Source organism: Sphingomonas faeni, assembly GCF_030817315.1.
In the GTDB taxonomy this organism is placed as follows: domain Bacteria; phylum Pseudomonadota; class Alphaproteobacteria; order Sphingomonadales; family Sphingomonadaceae; genus Sphingomonas; species Sphingomonas faeni_C.
The window spans coordinates 637,748-656,795 of sequence record NZ_JAUSZF010000001.1; the positions used below are offsets into that span (position 1 = coordinate 637,748).

Annotated in this window: 17 protein-coding genes and 2 tRNA genes; 7 read left to right on the forward strand and 12 right to left on the reverse strand. The window is 64.9% G+C overall.

The features are described 5' to 3' along the window. Nucleotides 1-63: 63 nt before the first annotated feature. Entirely contained in the window at nt 64-522 is a 459-nt protein-coding gene (locus QFZ54_RS02985; protein ID WP_307084266.1) for a hypothetical protein, read from the reverse strand. A gap of 301 nt (nt 523-823) precedes the next feature. Here QFZ54_RS02985 and QFZ54_RS02990 point away from each other — a divergent pair, with 301 nt between their 5' ends. Beyond that, a complete protein-coding gene (locus QFZ54_RS02990; RefSeq protein WP_307084268.1) occupies nt 824-3,922 on the forward strand; it encodes a TonB-dependent receptor domain-containing protein in 3,099 nt (1,032 codons plus the stop codon). Between the two features lie 172 nt (nt 3,923-4,094). Here QFZ54_RS02990 and QFZ54_RS02995 read toward each other — a convergent pair whose 3' ends face one another. Then, on the reverse strand, nt 4,095-5,156 hold the full coding sequence (locus QFZ54_RS02995) for a hypothetical protein (protein ID WP_307084270.1): 1,062 nt from the start codon (nt 5,154-5,156) through the stop codon (nt 4,095-4,097). A 134-nt stretch (nt 5,157-5,290) separates the two neighbouring features. On the opposite strand from QFZ54_RS02995, the gene QFZ54_RS03000 reads away from it, so the two are divergent. Continuing rightward, complete coding sequence (locus tag QFZ54_RS03000; protein ID WP_307084272.1) at nt 5,291-5,551, forward strand: hypothetical protein; 261 nt, start codon at nt 5,291-5,293, stop codon at nt 5,549-5,551. A gap of 26 nt (nt 5,552-5,577) precedes the next feature. Continuing rightward, nucleotides 5,578-6,858 (forward strand): aspartyl/asparaginyl beta-hydroxylase domain-containing protein, encoded by a 1,281-nt coding sequence (locus tag QFZ54_RS03005; RefSeq protein ID WP_307084274.1) that lies wholly within the window; start codon nt 5,578-5,580, stop codon nt 6,856-6,858. 34 nt (nt 6,859-6,892) lie between these two features. On the opposite strand, the gene QFZ54_RS03010 is transcribed toward QFZ54_RS03005, so the two are convergent. The 3 genes from QFZ54_RS03010 to QFZ54_RS03020 all read right to left on the reverse strand — a co-directional run bounded on the left by QFZ54_RS03010 (nt 6,893) and on the right by QFZ54_RS03020 (nt 9,790). Beyond that, a complete protein-coding gene (locus QFZ54_RS03010; protein ID WP_307084276.1) occupies nt 6,893-8,071 on the reverse strand; it encodes an aspartyl/asparaginyl beta-hydroxylase domain-containing protein in 1,179 nt (392 codons plus the stop codon). 482 nt (nt 8,072-8,553) lie between these two features. Then, nucleotides 8,554-8,628, reverse strand: a tRNA-Gln gene (locus QFZ54_RS03015). Between the two features lie 52 nt (nt 8,629-8,680). Beyond that, a complete protein-coding gene (locus tag QFZ54_RS03020; RefSeq protein ID WP_307084278.1) occupies nt 8,681-9,790 on the reverse strand; it encodes a branched-chain amino acid aminotransferase in 1,110 nt (369 codons plus the stop codon). A gap of 60 nt (nt 9,791-9,850) precedes the next feature. On the opposite strand from QFZ54_RS03020, the gene QFZ54_RS03025 reads away from it, so the two are divergent. Both QFZ54_RS03025 and QFZ54_RS03030 read left to right on the forward strand, forming a co-directional pair. Next, a complete protein-coding gene (locus tag QFZ54_RS03025; RefSeq protein ID WP_307084279.1) occupies nt 9,851-10,339 on the forward strand; it encodes a MarR family transcriptional regulator in 489 nt (162 codons plus the stop codon). Between the two features lie 119 nt (nt 10,340-10,458). Beyond that, nucleotides 10,459-10,532 (forward strand) — tRNA-Gly (locus QFZ54_RS03030). Nucleotides 10,533-10,570: 38 nt separating this feature from the next. Here QFZ54_RS03030 and QFZ54_RS03035 read toward each other — a convergent pair. Then, the gene (locus QFZ54_RS03035) at nt 10,571-11,350 is read right to left on the reverse strand and encodes a GDSL-type esterase/lipase family protein (RefSeq protein ID WP_307084281.1); all 780 of its coding nucleotides are present in this window, start codon (nt 11,348-11,350) and stop codon (nt 10,571-10,573) included. After that, nucleotides 11,347-12,234 carry an IclR family transcriptional regulator gene (locus QFZ54_RS03040; RefSeq protein ID WP_307084283.1) on the reverse strand — a complete coding sequence of 296 codons (888 nt, stop codon included), beginning with the start codon at nt 12,232-12,234 and terminating at the stop codon, nt 11,347-11,349. Before QFZ54_RS03040 ends, QFZ54_RS03035 begins: the two co-directional genes overlap by 4 nt. A gap of 93 nt (nt 12,235-12,327) precedes the next feature. Between QFZ54_RS03040 and lldD the strand changes: the two genes are divergently transcribed. Next, the gene (gene lldD / locus QFZ54_RS03045) at nt 12,328-13,461 is read left to right on the forward strand and encodes an FMN-dependent L-lactate dehydrogenase LldD (protein ID WP_307084285.1); all 1,134 of its coding nucleotides are present in this window, start codon (nt 12,328-12,330) and stop codon (nt 13,459-13,461) included. A 208-nt stretch (nt 13,462-13,669) separates the two neighbouring features. On the opposite strand, the gene fucP is transcribed toward lldD, so the two are convergent. From fucP to QFZ54_RS03070, 5 genes are read right to left on the reverse strand one after another with little or no spacing between them, the layout of a single operon-like run. Beyond that, nucleotides 13,670-14,947, reverse strand: a complete 1,278-nt coding sequence (gene fucP / locus QFZ54_RS03050; protein WP_307084287.1) for an L-fucose:H+ symporter permease — start codon at nt 14,945-14,947, stop codon at nt 13,670-13,672. A 28-nt stretch (nt 14,948-14,975) separates the two neighbouring features. Beyond that, a complete protein-coding gene (locus QFZ54_RS03055) occupies nt 14,976-15,728 on the reverse strand; it encodes an SDR family oxidoreductase (RefSeq protein ID WP_307084289.1) in 753 nt (250 codons plus the stop codon). Next, entirely contained in the window at nt 15,725-17,002 is a 1,278-nt protein-coding gene (locus tag QFZ54_RS03060; protein ID WP_307084291.1) for an L-fuconate dehydratase, read from the reverse strand. Before QFZ54_RS03060 ends, QFZ54_RS03055 begins: the two co-directional genes overlap by 4 nt. Continuing rightward, nucleotides 16,999-17,841 carry a fumarylacetoacetate hydrolase family protein gene (locus QFZ54_RS03065; RefSeq protein WP_307084293.1) on the reverse strand — a complete coding sequence of 281 codons (843 nt, stop codon included), beginning with the start codon at nt 17,839-17,841 and terminating at the stop codon, nt 16,999-17,001. Before QFZ54_RS03065 ends, QFZ54_RS03060 begins: the two co-directional genes overlap by 4 nt. 10 nt (nt 17,842-17,851) lie before the next feature. Then, nucleotides 17,852-18,592, reverse strand: coding sequence for an SDR family oxidoreductase (locus QFZ54_RS03070; protein ID WP_307084295.1), 741 nt, complete (start codon nt 18,590-18,592; stop codon nt 17,852-17,854). Between the two features lie 112 nt (nt 18,593-18,704). On the opposite strand from QFZ54_RS03070, the gene QFZ54_RS03075 reads away from it, so the two are divergent. Continuing rightward, the gene (locus QFZ54_RS03075; RefSeq protein ID WP_307084297.1) at nt 18,705-19,046 is read left to right on the forward strand and encodes an L-rhamnose mutarotase; all 342 of its coding nucleotides are present in this window, start codon (nt 18,705-18,707) and stop codon (nt 19,044-19,046) included. The last annotated feature ends 2 nt before the right edge of the window (nt 19,047-19,048 follow it).

Genomic DNA, 19,048 nt, shown 5'->3' on the forward strand with positions numbered 1-19,048 from the left:
GCAGTCGTTCCCTAGGTGTCCGCTTTTCTCGGGGTTTCGTCCTGCTATGTCGTCGATCGGTTGCTAGCGCCGACGCTTGACCAAGACGGGGCGTTCACCGGCGATCGATGCTTTGAACCCGCCAAAACCGGACTGTTTGATGATGACCGCCGTGCCGGGACGGGGTGGGAGCGTCAGCGGCTCGATCGTTTCCCACACCGTGTTGTTGGCCAGCTGGATCAAGAACCGCGCATAGGTCGACGGAGTCACGCCCGTGATCGTCGTCTTCACTTCGGTCACTCTCGTCAGCTGGTCCGCCTCGCCACCACCAAGCGGATTTTTTGCTGCATCTGCGAGGCCGAAACGCTGCTGCTTGCTCGCCACGACCGTCGCGCGATCCAGCGCCAACAAGCTGCCGGATTTGCGCGCGCTCGCGATCTGGCGAGCGGCCGCATCAAAGCAGGCCAACCGGGCCGAATCGGCTGCGACCTCCTGGCATTCGGCAAGAACGTCCAGTGTCTTCGAAGAGGCCGGATCGGCCACGACGGTCGCGCCCGTACGAGAGGAAATGCCTGTAAAAGCCAGGAGTGCAAGCGGTACGCAGAGGGGGGTAAATGACGCATTGAACAATCTCGATGCAGGTAAAGGACAGGAATGTCCCGGACGGGACCATCTACAGACATTATGTTGCGCTTATGTCACGCCGCCGTCGTAAACAGAATTAAAAAGGACCGAATCGACGATATTTGTTGCGATGCGCCATTCACGGTCGGTACATCTCCCCCAGAACCGGTTTTGTCCGGGGAGAAATGCACGGCGCAACCGCCGGCAAAAAGGGGCCAATATGACATCTGCTGCTCGTGCACACTTGCTTGCGACCACGCTTCTCATGGGAGCGGCAACGCTCGCCACGCCAGCGTTCGCGCAGGTCCAGGGTGACAATTCGGGGATCCGCGCTGGCGGCGCGACCGCGACCCAGGCGACCACGCCAGGCGCGAATGCTCAGGGCGAAGTCGGCATGACGACGTCGGAAGCAGCGCCCTCTGAGGAAAACAGCCAAGGCGACATCGTCGTTACCGGCTCGCTGATCAAGAACCCGGCACTGATCGCATCGGCACCGGTCACCGTGATCGGGCAGGAGGAAATTCAGCTTCGTCAGTCGAACACCGCAGAAGACGTTCTGCGCACGCTCCCAGGCGCGACTCCGAGTATCGGTTCGGCTGTGAACAACGGCAATGGCGGCGCATCCTACGTCGATCTCCGCGGCCTCGGTTCGTTCCGCAACGTCGTGCTGATCGACGGCAACCGCATCGCGCCATCGGGCCTGCTGGGCCGCGTCGATCTTAACAATATTCCGCTCGCGCTGGTCGAACGCGTTGACTCGCTGACCGGCGGTGCCGCCACCACCTACGGTGCCGATGCCGTTTCTGGCGTCGTCAACTTCATTACCCGGTCGGATTTCTCGGGTATCGATGCATCGGTATCGAACCAGATCACCGAGCGTGGCGACGGTGCTTATTTCCGCGGCGACATCACGATCGGCGCGAATTTCGACGACGGCCGCGGCAATGCAGTGTTCTCGGTAGGCTATCAGCAGTCTGATCCCGTCTATCAGGGCGAGCGCGACTATTCGATCCAGAACTACGACTCGTTCTCGGGCGCATCGAGCGGCTCGGGCACGACGACTCCGTCGGTGTTCTCGCTGGGCGGGCGTCGCCAGATTAATCCGGCCACCGGCGCATTGACGTCGACTGTCACGCCGTTCAACTTCAACCCGTACAACATCTTCCAGACGCCGTTCGAGCGTTTCAACATGTACGGCGCGGGCCATTACGCGGTTTCGGACACGGTCGAGGTCTATACGCGCGGCCTGTTCTCGAAGAACACGGTCAACACGATCATCGCACCGTCGGGCGTGTTCAATTCGTCGATCGTCGTTCCGCTGTCGAACCCGTATCTGCCGGCGGCAGCGCGGTCGCAGTTTTGCGCCGCCTCGGGAATTACCGTTGCGCAGTGCGCTGCGGCATCGACCGCACTCCTGCCAACCGACCCCAACTTTCGCACAATCACGACCAACCTCGCGCGTCGCACGACCGAAGTCGGACCGCGCATCTCCAATTATCAGACGACCATCTTCGATTATCGCGCTGGCGTGAAGGTAGGCCTGACGGACGGCATCAAGCTGGACGTATCGGGCGGCTATGGCGAATCCGAGAATACGCAGACGCTGCAGGGCTATGTCCTGACGTCGCGCGTGCGTTCGGCGGTCTACGCGACCAATACCACGACCTGCCTGACTGGCGCACCACAGGGTGCCGCAATTGATGCCGGCAGCGGCTGTGTCCCGCTCAACGTCTTTGGCGCCGACGGTTCGATCACGCCTGCGATGACCAACTACATCACGGGCGAGAGCACGTCGACGGTCCGGACGTCGCTGGCTCAGGCCCGTGCGGTCCTGAACGGCGATTTCGGCTTTGCATCACCGTTCGCAACCGACGCGATCGGTTTCGCCGCCGGTGGCGAGTACCGCAAGTATCGCGCATCGCAGCGTTCGGACACGCTGGCGCAGACGGCAGGCGAGTTGGGTGGTGCCGGTGGTGCTGCACCGAACATCGACGGCGGCTATGAAGTGAGCGAAGGCTTCGGCGAGCTCATCGCGCCGCTGATCCAGGACAAGCCTTTCTTCCGGAGTCTGACGCTCGAAGCCGGCGCGCGCTATTCGCACTACAAGGTGTTCGCGAATTCGGCACCGACCTTCAACACGACGACCTACAAGGCAGGCGGAAGCTGGGAGCCGGCAATGGGCCTCAAGGTACGCGGCATGTACCAGCGCGCCGTACGTGCGCCGAACATCAGCGAGCTGTTCTCGCCGGTGAACACGGGCCTGACCAACTTGGCGACGGATCGGTGCGCCGGCTCCGCACCAGTGGGCAACGCAGACCTCCGCGCGGTGTGCCTCGCCCAGGGTGCACCCGCGTCGACAATTGGCCTCATCGCCATTCCGACCGCAGGCCAGGCGAACATCACGTCCGGTGGCAATCTGGACCTGCGTCCCGAGAAATCGGACAGTTACACGCTCGGCGTCGTACTGCAGCCCACGCAGTTCGTGCCCGGCCTGTCGATCACGGTCGATTACTACAACATCAAGATCAAGGGAGCGATTTCGCAGTTCGCACCGGGCGACATCATCTCGGCGTGTTTCGACAACATCAACGCCGCCAGCGCGACCAGCCCGGCCTGCCTTGCGATCTCGCGCAACCCGGTTACGGGCGGTCTCGATGGCGATCCTGCAACGACGCGTGGCCTGCTTGCCGCGATCTCGAACCTCGGCGTGGTCAAGACGGATGGTATCGATCTCGGGGTGAACTATCGCACGCCGATCACAGAAGGCGTCAAGTTGGCGCTGGCCTTCCAGGGCAACTGGTCGAAATCGTCCAAGTTCCAGGCGGCACCTGGCCTGCTCAACCGTGAGTGCATCGGCTTCTACTCGGTCAACTGCGGTGGCGCGGCAAGCGCGGTTGCGGGGGGCTCCGGGTCGATCCAGCCGGAATTTACCTGGAACACGCGTGCGACGTTGACGTTCGCCGACAACATCGACGTGTCGGTACTTTGGCGCCACATCGACGGCGTCCGCCAGGAGCCGGACGATATCGCCAACGGCAACGGCGAGGCGTTTGTCGGTAACCTCACGGGCGGCGCGTTGGCTGGCCAGAGTGTGGACTTCACGCGTATCCCGTCGTTCGACTACTTCGATCTGGCGACCCGCATCGGCATCGCCGAGAATTTCGACCTGACCATCACCGTCAGCAATCTGCTCGACAAGCAGCCGCCACTCGTCGGCTCGACGGTGGGTTCGACCAGCTTCAACAGCGGCAACACCTATCCGTCGACCTATGACGCGCTGGGCCGTCGCTTCTCGGTTGGTGCGCGCCTGCACTTCTAGGATCCGCGCCGATCCGAACTGGAAGGGTGGCTTTTCGGAGCCACCCTTTTTTTTGTCTGCGCAAGACCGGCCGATCGATGATTGGGGCTCGTTGCGATACCGACGCAATTCGATACACGGGCGGTTGGGTCACCTGACGACAGGGCCCAGGAGGCAGTCGCGCTGGCGGCTCTCAGCCCAGCAACGGTAGAGGTGGATCCAGCGCTACGCCGGCACCGCGCGCGACCGCTTCGGCCCAGACCAGCACCTTGTCGATCTCGTCCCCATACAGCGCGGCGCCGTCGATCTGCTCGCGGGTGCGGTCGGCAGCGCGGTACGCCTTGCCGTCCTTTGCGTTGCGGCGGAACGCGTCGCTGCTGGCCAACGCGTCGATGGTGCCTGGATCGTCGGGCAAACCTAACAGCGTACAGATCGCCGCCAGCGCGGGGCGCGGCGAGGCGAGTAGCGTCTCGCTCTGCAACGATCGTACCCGCCCCGGAAATCGCGCCGCCAGCGAGGCGAACAGGTCGGCCTGCGCGATCCATCCGACCGCCGCGACTTGCAGGTCGGTCAGCCGGAAATAATCCTCAGGCGCAAAGCCGAGATCGACCATGCCGTCGGCGAGTTGCTTGGCGAGCAACTCGCGCACCCATAGCCGCCCCCACATCCCCTTGCGCGCGATCGACGTCAGGAACACCCGGAGCGGCGCGTAGAGCAGGATGGCCCGTGCCTCTGGGCGGATCGTCAACATCGTCGGCGCGAGTGCGTTAACGACGTTCGAGGGTTTGATGATCACCGCCTCGCCTGGCTGGAACGAGCGCGACAGGAGGGTAAGTGCGCCATCAAGCCGGTCCGCGATCAGGGCAGGGTTACCGCCTCGGTGGCGCCACCCAACCAAATCGTTGAGGATTACAGGCTCCTTCAGCGTGGAAGAAAACCCTACGCGGTCCAGTGCCTGCGCTAGCAATGTCGAGCAGCAATAGGCCGAATGAAAAATGAAATGGACCGGATCGACACGCTGGATGGCAGCGATGGCCTCGCGTCGCGCTACGACGACCGGGTTCGCGGCGGTGGGTAGATGTTCGTCGATCAGGAAGGTCGCTGCCGCGCGCATCGCCCGATGTGCGGCGACCAGATGAACGGCGTCGCGGTCCGGATCGTAGCGATGTGCGAGCCAGCAAGGATCGGCAATCCGTGCAGCATTGCCGGTCGTGCTCCTATCCGTGAGTGGAGCGTTTTGAGCTGGGTTTGTCATCGCAGCTGGATCGCATATCGCGCTCGGGTTCGCCACCGACCATGCACATTCCCAAACCGTCGGATTTCGATTGTGGGCCGACACAAATAGGGCATGATGCTGACCGTTACGAAATTTAAAAATGGGTGGAAGATATGAGGCAGATCATGATCGGGTTGGCATTCGCCCTCGTGGCGACCCCGGTTGTCGCACAGCAGCCGTCAGCAAAAACCGCCGTGACCGACAAGGCGCCCGTCAAGCCGGAGCGCATGATCTGCAAGCGATCTGCGCCGGCGGGATCGTTGATCGAAACGCGTCGTGATTGCCACACCCGGGCGGAATGGGGCCAGATCGCGCAAGCCGCTCGCGCGACGGGACAGGACATGGTCGATCGCTCCGCGACCGGCGGCCACTGAGCGAGCCTCACGGCCTTCATGAACACTTGCGAGACCGCGCGGTTGGACAGCTGCTGCGTGATATCGATCGCGCGCAACGTGCTGGCAACCGGGATCGGGCTGGCGCAGCGTTCCGCGAGATCCTGACGATCGCACCAGACCATCCCGTCGCGCTCAACGCGCTGGGGATGGCGGCACTCGGGCGCGACGACCACGCCGCTGCTGGGTATTTCGCGCGTGCAGCGGACGCCGATCCCGCCGCGGCGCCGCTCTGGATGAACCTGGCGAGCGCGTATCGCGGGCTTGGCGATGCCACGGCGGAACAGGCCGCACTGGAGCGGGCGCTGGCGCTCGACCAGCGTAATCTGATGGCAAACGTGCGTCTCGCCGAGCTGCACGACAGGATCGGCAATGTCGCGCAGGCGGCGTTCCGCTGGGGTGGGGTGGCGACGATCGTCCAATTGATAGCGGATCGATCGCCACCGCTCGAACAATTGCTGGCGCGAGCATCCGAGCGGATCGCGCTCCACACGCGCGTCCTCTCGGACGATGTCGACGCTGCGATGCAGCCGCTGCGGGCTGGCGCGAGTCCTGCGCAACGCCGGCGGTTCGACGCGTGCGTCGATGCGATGCTCGGGCGTCGGACGATCTATGCACCGGCGCCGCACGGGATGCATTTCCCATTCCTGCCGGCCGATGAATTCTTCTCGCGCGATCAGTTCGGGTGGCTCGCCGATTTCGAGGCGGCGACGCCCGCGATCCGTGCCGAGTTGGAGGTGCTGCTCGCCGAGCCATCGTCCGACTTCACGCCTTATGTCGCGATGCCGGCGGGCACGCCAGCCAATCGGTGGAGCCCACTCGATCGCTCGGACCAATGGAGCGCACGTTATCTGTGGCGCTACGGCGTCCGCGACGATGCGGTCTGCGCGCGCTGTCCGCAGACCGCGGCGATCCTCGATGCGCTGCCGCTGGCGGATATTCGGGGCCGCGCACCGACCGCATTTTTTTCCATTCTGAAGCCCGGCACGCATTTGCCGCCGCACACCGGGGTCAGCAACATTCGCTCGGTCGTGCACCTACCGCTGATCGTGCCCGACGGATGCGGGTTCCGCGTGGGCGGCGAGACCCGCGAATGGCGTGTCGGCGAGGCGTTCGTGTTCGACGATACGATCGAGCATGAGGCTTGGAACGATGGCGACACGATCCGTGCGGTTCTGATCGTCGATGTCTGGAATCCCCATCTGACGCGTGACGAGACAATCATGCTCCGTCACCTGTTCGGATCCCTTGGCAATAAGCTCGGCAACAGCGGAGATATCGTCGACTGAGCTCGGTGCCGACGGATTCCCGGCAGCGATGGGCTCAGCCCGCGTCGACCGCCGCGCCCTGATAGGTGTCGATAGCCTCGAAGATATCGGTCAACGCCGCGCGTTCGTCGGCAGTTAGTTCAGGCCGCCAAACCTCGAACAGGAGCACGATCCGCGAGTCCGTGCCGCGGTTCCACGCCTCATGCTCGAACGAATCGTCGAAGATCAGCATCTCACCGGTCTGCCACGCACGCGCCTCCGCGCCGACCCGCAGCCCGCATCCATCGGGTGCGATCAGCGGCAGATGACAGATGAGCCGCGTATTGAGCATTCCGTGATGTGGCAGGATGTGGGTGCCCGGCTTCAGCAACGAGAAGATCGCCATCGGCGAGCGGCCCGCGATCACTGGGATTGGTGCATGGTCAAGCGCGGCCATGGTGTGCGGGCAGGACGATGCGTTCGGTTCGACGCGCTCGCCACCGCGCCACAACTGGAACGCGCTCCAGCTTGGATCGTCGAGCAGCGGGTTGGCTGGCGCGGGGCGATCGGCCGTCGATTGAACATAGGGTGCGAAACCCTGTTCGGCGGCCACGACGCTTTCGAGTTCGGCGCGCATTTCCGCAGTTTGGGCTTCGATGGCGGCAACCCATGCGAACTCATCGCGCTCGAAGAACGCGCGTTGCGCAAGTCCGGGAAAATAGAACATCGACGGCTGTTGCAGATACAGGTCGCTCCGCCCGAGTAGCAGATCGAGCGCGTACCTGACGCGCCCGCCCGACGCGCCTGCTGTCAGACAAGTCCCGGCTAGTGCATCGCCGAGATGTTCTGCGAACCGTTTGGCGCAATCCGCCAAGAACGCCTCGCCCGCCCTCAGCATCGGCACGAGCGCAGGCGCGATCGTCGCATTCGGAAGCGCAGCGACGTTCAGCGCGGTCCGATAAAAAGATTGCGCCGCGCGATCGTCGCCACGTCGGACCTTAAGCGCGGCCATCGTCAACAGCGCAGCGAGATGGCGCGGTTCGGCTGCCAGGAACTGCACCAATGCCGTTTCCGCCTCATCGTCGCGGCCGAGCGATTGCGCCGCCTGAGCGATCAGGAACCACGGCGCGGGCATGCCCGGCGCACCATCGCGTAAAAGGGACAACATGTCATACGCGCGTTCCGCGTTACCGTTGCGGAGCGCGGCCATGCCGTCGCGCGCGAGCGATTCAGCTTGCGGCCGGGTCAGTTGCATTCCCTAGTCTACAGCGATGTGGGTGCGCATGCCAAGTGCGGCGGCTAAAGCAGCACTGCGATGACCCAGTCCCGCACGCGCAAACGCAATTGGCTTTGCATCAGTTCGGAAAGCCTCCTCCGCAAACGTACTTTAGCGACGCTGCTCAGTCAGACGCTCGTCTACCGCAGCAACTAGCGGGGTAGGGCGTCTCGCGTCGGCTGCCTTGGTTCGTTCGTCCATCACTGCCACCACCGGTTAGGAGGCTGCGGGGAGCGCGGCGCCCCGGCTACGCGCTTCACGCGATCGGTTCTTAACGACAGCCGCAGTTCGAGGTGTGCATTGTCGAACAGGCGGTAAACCCGGCGCCACCTAAAATGTGATCGCGGCGATAAGCATGCTCGAGCGACGCAGCGCGGCGATCCTTCCGCGGTCACGCAATGCGCGCATTCGATTGTGCTAAGGGCGTGAATTTTCTGATATGATACAGGAAGATCAATAGTTGGCTGGGGCGGCAGGGTTCGAACCTGCGCATGGCGGCATCAAAAGCCGCTGCCTTACCACTTGGCGACGCCCCAACAGAGGCGGCCTTATAGCGGGGCGGCGGCCTGTGAAAAGCCCTTGCGGACGTCAATCGGCGAGATGGTGCAGCCAGTTGTTCTCGTCGGGGGCGGTGCCGCGCTGGATCGAGACGAGCGCGTCGCGCATCCGCATCGTCAGCGCACCGGGAGCACCATCGCCGATCGTGAAGCGGCCCTCGGGACTCGCTACTGTACCGATCGGAGTCACGACCGCAGCGGTGCCGCAGGCGAACGCCTCGACCAGCCGTCCGCTCGCCGCGTCGGCGCGCCACTGGTCGAAGGTGTAGCCTTCCTCGCGGACCTCGATGCCGTTCGCGCGTGCGAGCGTCAGGATCGAGTCGCGCGTGATGCCGGGCAGGATCGTGCCGGTGAGGGCCGGGGTCGCCATGCTGCCGTCGTCGAACACGAAGAAGATGTTCATGCCGCCGAGTTCCTCGACCCAGCGGCGTTCGGCGGCATCGAGGAAGACGACCTGGTCGCAGCCGTTGCGGATCGCTTCGGACTGCGCGAGCAGGCTGGCCGCGTAGTTGCCGCCGCACTTGGCCGCGCCGGTGCCGCCCTGAGCAGCGCGCGTGTATTGCTGACTCACCCAGATCGACACCGTGGGTGCGCCGCCCTTGAAATAGGCGCCGACAGACGAGGCGAGCACCATGTAGAGATATTCGGCGGACGGCTTCACGCCGAGGAAGACTTCGGACGCGAACATGAACGGGCGCAGGTACAGCGCGCCGCCATTGCTTTCCGGGATCCAGTTCGCATCGGTCTTCACCAGCCGCTCGACCGATTCGAGGAACAGCTCGGTCGGCAGTTCGGGCATCGCGAGACGCCGCGCCGAATCCTGGAAGCGACGCGCGTTGGCCTCGGGGCGGAACAGCGCGGTGCGGCCGTCGGCGAGTCGATACGCCTTCATTCCCTCGAAAATCTCTTGCGCATAATGCAGCACCGACGAGGCCGGATCGATCGTCAGCGGCGCACGCGCGGTGATGCGCGCGTCATGCCAGCCCTCGGTCTCGCTGTAGCGGATCATCGCCATGTGATCGGTAAAGACACGCCCGAAACCGGGGTCGATCAGCCGCTTTGCACGCTCGTTTGCCTCTACCGGGGTCGCGTTGGGTTCGTGCCGGAAGGTTGCGGATTGCGCAAATGCTGGAGCGGACATCGAAAATCTCTCTCGTGGCGGGGTTGCCGACGACTACGGGCGATGTCTAAACCGGTCAACATGTCTGCCACAGCTTCGTCCGCTTCACCCCTGTTCCTTCGCGAACCCGAACTCCGCCGCGGCATGGAGCTGCTGTATTTCGGCTATAGTCACCTGACCCGATCGATCGATCAGGGGCTGGCCGAGGAGGGGCTGGGCCGCGCGCACCACCGGGCGTTGTACTTCATCGCGCGCAAGCCCGACATGACGGTGAGTGAATTGCTCTCGCTGTTGGCGATCACCAAGCAGTCGCTCGGCCGTGTGCTGAACGAACTCGCAGAGCGCAAGCTGGTCGAGACGCGGCCGGGCGAGCGCGATCGGCGGCAACGGCTGCTGCGGCTGACGGCCGAGGGTTCGAAGATGGAGCGCGAACTGTTCGAGGCGGCGCGGATACGGATGGCCGAGGCGTATGCCAGCGCGGGACAGAGCGCGGTGTCCGGGTTCTGGGCGGTACTCGAAGGACTGGTCCCCGAAGCCGACCGGTCGCAGGTTTTCGGCTTGCGCGGCTAGGGAGTCGGTACAAGGCAGGCGGGACAATTTGGCGTTGACGCCGCCGCCAGGACTGTGGCACTCGGCCGACCATCGAAAGCCGGTGCACGCACCGGAGCGACAGGCGTAGATCGCCATCCGCGGGTGTAGCTCAATGGTAGAGCTTTTGCTTCCCAAGCAAGTGACGAGGGTTCGATTCCCTTCACCCGCTCCATCGCGAACAGCGCTGAAAACCCCAGCCGACTTGGCCGTTCATCGTGGCGGCTCGCCGAGCAGTTTCGCCAGCGTCGGTTCGATCGCCTCGGCCATCATCCGCTGGCCGCGTGTGTCGGGGTGTAGAGGCTTGCCAGGCTGCGGCAGGCGCGGATCGTAGAACAGCGTATCGTCCAGCGTGCCGTCGGGTTTCCTGAAGATCGTGCCGATATCGAGGTAGGTGACACGGGGATCGCTCGAATAGCGCCGCGCCAGATACGTGTTCACGGCCGTATCGGTCGCCGATTTGGCGGGCGTGATCGCGCTCGGCAACAGTCCGAGCAGCAGGATCCTGGTGCCTGGCAGGCGGTGTTTCAGGTCGTCGACCACGGCGTCGATCCCTCTTTGCGCCTGCGACGCGGTACGACCGGCGGCGTTGGTGTCGTTGGTGCCGATCAACAACACGACCGCCTTGGGCCGGATGCCCGCCACTTCGCCGTGACGCAGCCGCCACAAGACGTGGTCGGTCAGGTCGCCGCTGAAGCCGAGGTTCAGCGCATTGCGGGGGGCGTAGAAGGTCGCCCAGATCGGTGCGAAATTCTCGTCAGGCGGTGCCGCCTTGTCGTAATTGTTGGTGATCGAGTCGCCGATCAGGACGACGGAAGGATTCGGATGTTGGGCAAGCGTGGCCAGGATCGCCGCATGCCGATCCGCCCACCATTTCAGGTTGAGGCGATCGGCCGCGACCGCCTTCGTGGCGGCGACTGCAGCCTGTGATGCGAGGGTCGGGGCTTCCGTACCGAGCAGGAGCGCCGTCAGCGACAGGATGATGGTTTTCATGGTTCTGCTCTCTTGCGTCCGGCGGACGGGTCGCTGGGTTCGTACCAGCCGAGTGCTTGTGAAATCCGGGTCGCGGTGCCTTTGAGCGCGACCAGCGCTTCATCCGCCGAGATATGCGGGGTTTCGTCGAGGACCTGGAGGAACGGGATGGTCAGTGCGGCGACGACATGGCCGTCAAAGCCGAAGATCGGGCAACTAATGTCCGAAACGCCGCCCATCCGAGCGGAGCGGATCGACTCATAGCCACGGTCGCGGATCGCGGCGAGCGACGCATCGAGCGCGGCGCGGGTTGCCGGGGGCATGGTTGCGTCGAGTATCGCGGATCGAGCGTCGGCGGCCATGAAGGCTAGCAGGACGTGACCCGAGCAGTTCGTCGCCAACGCTATGCTGGTGCCGAGACGGACGGCAAAACCGGTCGGTCCGGGGCTTTCCTGTCGGAGAATGATTAGCCCGGACGTGCCGTTGACGACGACGAGATGACAGGACTGCACCGCGATCGCGGAAAGCGCCTGCATCAGGGGCGCGGCGACGTGCGTGAGTTCCTGCGCTGGGGTCGCGCGGTGGGCGGTTTCCAGCAGCTTGTAGGTCACGCGGTAGCGATCGCTGGCGGGATCCTTGTGCAGCCACCCCCGCCGGTCGAGCACGACGATTACGCGAAAGAGTTCGCTGATCGACCGGGACAGACGGTTGGCGATCTCGCTGACCGTCAGGCCGTTCGGCTCGCGCGCGAGAAGTTCGACGATGTCGATCGCCTTTTCCAGCGCGGGCGCGGAATAGACGCGTGGACCCGTACCGATCGTTTTAGGCTCGGGATGGTCGGGTGTTGGCGCGGAGGGGGGTGGGGGTTCGGACGCAGATTGGGGCATGGCTGGCGCAGTCGTCATTGCAAGGCGTGTCCTTATGCCGCATCGGATCACGATCGCCATCAGTTTCATATCTGAAAGTGGCTGGCCTCCACGCAATAGGGCAGACGTTGCATGACGATCGCATCGACACTGGATTTTCGCGAGGCTGCGCGCAGACGGCTGCCGCGGTTCCTGTTCGACTATGCCGATGGCGGCTCCTATGCGGAGGCGACGCTCGCGCGCAACGTGAGCGACCTGTCGGGGATCGCGCTGCGCCAGCGGGTGTTGCGCGACGTGTCCGATCTCGATCTGTCGACGACGTTGTTCGGCCAGCATCAGGCGTTGCCGGTCGGGCTCGGGCCGGTCGGGATCGCGGGCATGTACCATCGTCGCGGCGAGACTCAGGCGGCTCGGGCGGCGCATGCGGCGGGCGTGCCGTTCTGCCTGTCGACCGTGTCGCTGTGTTCGCTCGGCGAAGTGGTGAAGGCGGCGCCGACCGGGCCGACCTGGTTCCAGCTCTATGTCATTCGCGACCGGGCGTTCATGCGCGACCTACTGGCGACGGCGAAGGCAGAGGGTGCGAAGGCGCTGGTGTTCACGGTCGACATGCCGGTGCCGGGCGCGCGCTACCGCGATCAGCATTCGGGGATGTCGGGGCCGCGCGCGCCGCTGCGGCGGATGTTGCAGGCGATGGGCCGTCCCGGCTGGGCGTGGGACGTGGGCTTGCACGGGCGACCGCACCAGCTCGGCAATCTGGAACCGGTGCTGGGCAAGGCGAGCGGGCTGAACGATTATATGGGCTGGCTCGGCAGCAACTTCGATCCGTCGATCGCGTGGAAGGATCTGGAGTGGATCCGCGAAGGCTGGGACGGTCCGCTGATCATCAAGGGCATCCTTGATCCCGATGATGCGCGTGAGGCGGCGGCGATCGGTGCGGACGGGATCGTCGTGTCGAACCATGGCGGGCGGCAACTCGACGGCGTGCTGTCGAGCGCGGCGGCGCTGCCGGCGATCGCGGCGGCGGTGAAGGGGCAGCTTACCGTGCTGGCGGATTCTGGGGTGCGGTCGGGGTTGGACGTTGTGCGGATGCTGGCTCTGGGGGCGGACGGCGTGTTGCTGGGCCGGGCATGGCTGTATGCGCTGGCGGCGCGGGGCGAGGCGGGGGTGACGCAACTGCTGACGCTGATCGAGCGCGAGATGCGCGTAGCGATGGCGCTGACGGGGGTCAGGTCGATTGCGGAGATCGACCGGGGCATTCTGGTTTGAGGCTTGGGTCCTTCCAAAGCTCGCTTCACGCTCATGCACGCCAACAAAGACAACCACCCGGCGGAGGCCGGGGCCCAATTGGGGGACGGAGGTAACGGGGGACCGCGCTACGTTACGACGGCCTTTCCAATTGGGCCCGGGCCTCCGCCGGGGTGGTGGTTAGTGGCGGGGTCCTACCAACTGTCTTCGCTCTGTGGTGCTCCGTTGCTCAGTGGATCGTCGGCTGCACGACCTCGCCCGACACCGTCCGCCCGGCCTTCACCGCGAACGCCAGCACGACGAGGAAGCACGCCGCCGGCACCAGCATCGCGGTATCGATCCCGGCAAGATCGGAGATGTGCCCCATCACCCCGGTCAGCACAGCGCCGCCGATGATCGCCATGATGATCAGCGAGGCCCCCGCGCGACGGAGCGGGCCAAGCCCGTCCATGCCGAGCGCGAAGATCGTCGGGAACTGGATCGACATGAACAGGCTCGCGAGGACAAGCGCGTACAGCCCGACCTGCCCGCCGACGAGCCCGGCCACGCCCGCCAGCACGGTACTCACCACCGCGAAGATCGCGAGCAGGCGAGGGGGCGCGATCCGGCCCATCAGCGCGGTGCCGGCGAACCGGCCGACCCCGAACAGCACGAGGCTGGCGAACAGGTAATCGGCGGCGTCGTGCTCGGCCATGCCGGGGACGTTCGCCTGCGCATAGCGGATCGTATAGCTCCACATCCCGACCTGCGCGCCGACGTAGAAGAACTGCGTGATCGTCGCGAAGATCAGCCGCGGGTGGCGGAACACGTCGACGAACCGCGACGACGCGCCGACGGTTTCGTCCGCGCGGTGCTCGGGAAAGCGGATCACGGCGGCGGCGACCGCGAACAGCAGCACGACCAGCCCGATCACCAGATACGGCGTCTGCACCGCGACGACTTCGCTGCGATAGAACGCCTCGCGTGCCGCCGGGGTCATCGCCGCTACCGTGCTGTCGTCGTGGACGATCTCGGACAGGATGAAATATTTGCCGATCAGCACGCCGACGACCGTGCCGACCGGGTTCGCCGCCTGCGCCCAGTTCAGCCGCTTGGCCGCGGTCTTCGGGTCGCCCAGCTCGGTCATCAGCGGGTTCGCCGACGTCTCGAGGAACGCCAGCCCGCACGCGATCACGAACAGCGCCGCGAGGAAATACAGATATTCGCCGTAATGCGCAGCCGGATAGAAGAGCAGCGCCCCCGCCGCATACAGCACCAGCCCGGTGACGATCGCGGTCTTGTAGCCCTTCGCCCGCGTCACCAGCGCCGCCGGCACCGCGAGCAGGAAATAGCCCATGTAGAAGGCCTGCTGGACGAAGCTGGTCTGGAAATCGGTGAGCGTGAACGCCTTCTTGAACTGCGCGATCAGGATGTCGTTGAGATTGTTCGCCATCCCCCAGAGGAAGAACAGCGCGACCGTCAGCACGATCGCCGGCAAATATTTCCTGTCGGCGGTCGTTCCGCTCATGATCCACTCCTGATTATTTTTTTGTTCGTCAGTCTATCGCGCGGTCGAGATGAGTGTAGCCGCCATCGACGTAGAGCCATTGCCCGGTCGTGTGGCTCGCCCGGTCGGAGAGCAGGAAGACCACCGTATCGGCGATCTCGCGATCCTCGGTCATGCGGTGGCCGAGCGGGATGCGCGCGACGATGCCGTCGAGCTTTTCCGCCGGGTTGTCGAAGCTGTCGATCCAGCGCTGGTAGAGCGGCGTCATCACCTCGGCGGGGATCACCGCGTTGACGCGGATCCCGTCGCCGCGCAGCGCGACCGCCCATTCGCGGGTCAGCGCCAGTTGCGCACCCTTCGCGGCGGCATAGGCGCTGGTGTCGCCTTGCCCGGTCACCGCGGTCTTCGACGAGATGTTGACGATCGCGCCGCGGGTTTTTCGCAGATGCGGCACCGCGTGATGCGCCATCGCGAAATAATGGACGAGGTTCTGGTCGAGCGAGGCGCGGAACTGCGCGGGCGTTTTGTCGAGGCCGATATTGTCGTTGGCGCCGGCATTGTTCACCAGCCCGTCGATTCGACCATAGCGCGCGACCGCCGCCTCGACCGCCGCCGCGCACGCATCGTCGTCGGACAATTCGGTCGCGACGAACAGGTGCTCGGCCGTGAAATCCTCAGGCGCGCTCCGTGACACGATCACCGGAATTGCGCCTTCCTCGGCCAGCCCGCGGGCGATGGCGAGGCCGATGCCGGCCCCGCCACCCGTGACGATCACGACCTTGCCGTCGAGCCCGAGCTTCATCCGGCGAACCGATAGTCGATCAGCGACTGCGGCTTCATCTCAATCGAATAGCCCGGCAGCGTCGGCGGCATGTACGCGGCGTCGCGGATCACGCAGGGGTCGACGAAATGCTCGTGCAGATGGTCGACATATTCGATCACGCGCCCCTCCTTGGTCCCGGAGAAGCAGAGATAGTCAATCATCGAGAGATGCTGGACATATTCGCACAGGCCGACGCCGCCCGCATGCGGACACACCGGCAGGTCGTACCTGGCCGCGAGCAGCAGCACCGCCAGCACCTCGTTGACGCCGCCCAGACGGCAGCTGTCGATCTGCACGACGTCGATCGCGCCCGCCGCCATGAACTGTTTGAACATGATCCGGTTCTGGCACATCTCGCCGGTCGCGACCTTCACCTCGCCGATCGCATCGCGGATCGCCTGGTGGCCGAGGATATCGTCGGGGCTGGTCGGCTCCTCGATGAACCACGGCTTTGCGAAGGCGAGCGCGTTGACCCATTCGATCGCCTGCGGAACGTCCCACACCTGGTTCGCGTCGATCATCAGCTTTCGGTCGGGGCCAAGCACGTCGCGCGCGATCGTCAGCCGACGGATATCGTCCTCCAGATCGCGGCCGACCTTGAGCTTGATATAGTCGAACCCTGCATCGACCGCCTCCTGCGCGAGCCGCCGCAGCTTGTCGTCGGGATAGCCGAGCCAGCCCGCCGACGTGGTGTAGCAGGGGAAGCCGGTGGCCTGGAGATCGGCCATCCGCTCGGCCTTGCCCGCCGCGCGGTTCGTCAGCAGCGTGAGCGCGTCTTCCGGGGTGATCGCGTCGGTCAGGTACCGGAAGTCGATCGTACGGACCAACTCCTCCGGCGTCATGTCGGCGACGAGGCGCCAGACCGGCTTGCCGACCGCCTTAGCCCACAAGTCCCAGATCGCGTTGACCACCGCGCCGGTCGCGAGGTGGATCGCGCCCTTGTCGGGGCCGATCCAGCGCAACTGGCTGTCACCCGTCAGATGTCGCCACATCCGCCCCGGATTCTCGATGATCCAATCGAGGTCGAGCCCGATCACGAGATGCCGCATCGCCTCGATCGCAGCGACGCAGATGTCGTTGCCGCGACCGATCGTGAAGGTTAGGCCGTGGCCTTCGAGACCGTCCGTATCGGTGTCGAGCACGACATAGGCCGCCGAGTAATCCGGATCGGGGTTCATGGCGTCGGAGCCATCGAGCCCCGCGCTGGTCGGAAAGCGAAGGTCGATCGTCCGGAGGCCGGTGATTTGCGTCATGCGGCGGCGATCATCGTCTGCGTCTGCTCGCCGAGGCCCTCGATGCCGAGCCGCACGGTCTGGCCTGCGCGCAGATACACCGGCGGCTTCTGGCCGAGACCGACGCCCGCGGGCGTGCCGGTCGAGATGATGTCGCCCGCCTCCAGCGTGCAGAAGTCGCTGAGGTACGAGACGATCGTCGCGACGTCGAAGATCATGTTGGCGGTGGTGCCGTCCTGATAGCGATGGCCGTCGACTTCGAGCCAGAGGTTGAGGTTTTGCGGATCGACCTCGTCCGCGGTAACCAGCCAGGGACCGATCGGGCCGAACGTGTCGCAGCCCTTGCCCTTGTCCCAGGTGCCGCCCCGTTCGAGCTGGAACGCGCGCTCGGACACGTCATGGACGACGCAATAGCCGGCAACATGCGACAGCGCATCTGCCTTGGCGATGTGGCGGCCGGGCGTGCCGATGACGACGCCGAGCTCGACCTCCCAATCGGTCTTTTCGGAGCCGCGCGGGATTTCGACATCGTCGTTCGGGCCCTGGATCGCGCTGGTCCATTTGCCGAACACGACCGGCTCGGCCGGCAGAGCCATGTTGCTCTCGGCGGCGTGGTCCGAATAGTTCAGGCCGATGCAGATGAACTTGCCGGTCCGCGCGACGCACGGCCCGATCCGCGGGGCGCCCTCGACCTTGGGCAGCGTCGCAACGTCGAGCGCGGCGATCTTCGCAAGACCCTCGGACGACAGCAGCTCGCCGGCGATGTCGCCGAGGTCCGCGGGCAGCGCGCGAATGACGCCGTCCTGGTCGAGGATGCCGGGCTTTTCCTGGCCGCGTGGGCCGTAACGCAACAGTTTCATCTGATGATCCTTAGTTGACCCAGCCGCCGTCGATCACATGGACCGCGCCGGTGGTGAAGCTCGATTCGTCGCTGGCAAGATACAGGAACAGCGCGGCGATTTCCTCGGCGCGACCGAGCCTACCCATCGGCTGGCGCGCCACGAACGCGGCGTCGGCCTCGCTGACCGAAATGCCCTGCGTTCCCGCCTGAGAGACGATGCGTTCGCGCAGGGAAGGGGTCTCGATCGTGCCGGGGCATACGCAGTTGCAGCGGATGCCGCGCCCAACGAAGTCGGCGGCCACGGCCTTGGTCAGCCCGACCACGGCCGCCTTCGATGCGCCGTAAGCGTAGCGGTTGGGGATACCCTTCACGCTCGATGCGATGCTGCTCATGTTGACGATCGCACCGCCGCCGCGCGCCAGCATGCCGGGCAGGAACGCGCGGGTCATGCGGTGCATCGCGTGGACGTTGAGGTCGAACGACAGCATCCAGTCGTCGTCGCTGCCTTGGAGAATATCGCCCGCCGCGACGAAGCCGGCGACGTTGGCGAGAATGTCGATGTCGCCGATCGCGGCGGGCAGTGCGGCGATCGCGCTGGCGTCGAGCAGGTCGACGACGAGACGTTCGACGCCTTCGATCGCCTGCAACGCATGGCCGTCGCGGTCGAGTGCGAACACGCGTGCGCCCTCGTCGCGGAAGCGTTCTGCGGTGGCGCGGCCGATGCCTTGTGCCGCCGCGGTCACTACCGCGGTCTTGCCGGACAGTCTCATTCCATCTCCTGCGCGTCGTTATGCGTTTCGGTGGTTTTATTAGTCAAAGTGACTTTTGAAAAGGGGCGGCGGCGCTATTGTCGTATGAATACGCCGTATCGAAGGAATTTCCGTGACGTATCGCATCGTGAGTGCACTCGACCTCGTCGACGACGCAGACCTGATCGCCGCCTACCGCGAACGCCACGCGCCGGGCGCAGTGTGGCCCGAGGTCGTGCGCGACATCGTCCAGCGGGGGTATCGTGAGATGGAGATCTGGCAGGTCGCCGACCGCCTCGTGATGATCGCCGAGGTCGAGGACGATTTTCCACGCGCGGCCGATCCGGCCTTGCAGCCGGTTGTCGCGTCATGGGAGACGGCGATGGACGTGTATCAGAAGCCGATCGACGCGACCGGACCGAAATGGGCGGTGATGGAGCGGATCTTCTCGCTCGCGGATCAGACCGCCGGCTGATC

Excerpts from the sequence above, each read along its gene's own strand:
- QFZ54_RS02990 (WP_307084268.1), top strand. The coding sequence starts at position 824 with ATGACATCTGCTGCTCGTGCACACTTGCTTGCGACCACGCTTCTCATG.
- QFZ54_RS02995 (WP_307084270.1), bottom strand. The coding sequence starts at position 5,156 with ATGACAAACCCAGCTCAAAACGCTCCACTCACGGATAGGAGCACGACC.
- QFZ54_RS03000 (WP_307084272.1), top strand. The coding sequence starts at position 5,291 with ATGAGGCAGATCATGATCGGGTTGGCATTCGCCCTCGTGGCGACCCCG.
- QFZ54_RS03010 (WP_307084276.1), bottom strand. The coding sequence starts at position 8,071 with ATGCAACTGACCCGGCCGCAAGCTGAATCGCTCGCGCGCGACGGCATG.
- QFZ54_RS03020 (WP_307084278.1), bottom strand. The coding sequence starts at position 9,790 with ATGTCCGCTCCAGCATTTGCGCAATCCGCAACCTTCCGGCACGAACCC.
- QFZ54_RS03025 (WP_307084279.1), top strand. The coding sequence starts at position 9,851 with ATGTCTGCCACAGCTTCGTCCGCTTCACCCCTGTTCCTTCGCGAACCC.
- QFZ54_RS03035 (WP_307084281.1), bottom strand. The coding sequence starts at position 11,350 with ATGAAAACCATCATCCTGTCGCTGACGGCGCTCCTGCTCGGTACGGAA.
- QFZ54_RS03040 (WP_307084283.1), bottom strand. The coding sequence starts at position 12,234 with ATGACGACTGCGCCAGCCATGCCCCAATCTGCGTCCGAACCCCCACCC.
- lldD (WP_307084285.1), top strand. The coding sequence starts at position 12,328 with ATGACGATCGCATCGACACTGGATTTTCGCGAGGCTGCGCGCAGACGG.
- fucP (WP_307084287.1), bottom strand. The coding sequence starts at position 14,947 with ATGAGCGGAACGACCGCCGACAGGAAATATTTGCCGGCGATCGTGCTG.
- QFZ54_RS03055 (WP_307084289.1), bottom strand. The coding sequence starts at position 15,728 with ATGAAGCTCGGGCTCGACGGCAAGGTCGTGATCGTCACGGGTGGCGGG.
- QFZ54_RS03060 (WP_307084291.1), bottom strand. The coding sequence starts at position 17,002 with ATGACGCAAATCACCGGCCTCCGGACGATCGACCTTCGCTTTCCGACC.
- QFZ54_RS03065 (WP_307084293.1), bottom strand. The coding sequence starts at position 17,841 with ATGAAACTGTTGCGTTACGGCCCACGCGGCCAGGAAAAGCCCGGCATC.
- QFZ54_RS03070 (WP_307084295.1), bottom strand. The coding sequence starts at position 18,592 with ATGAGACTGTCCGGCAAGACCGCGGTAGTGACCGCGGCGGCACAAGGC.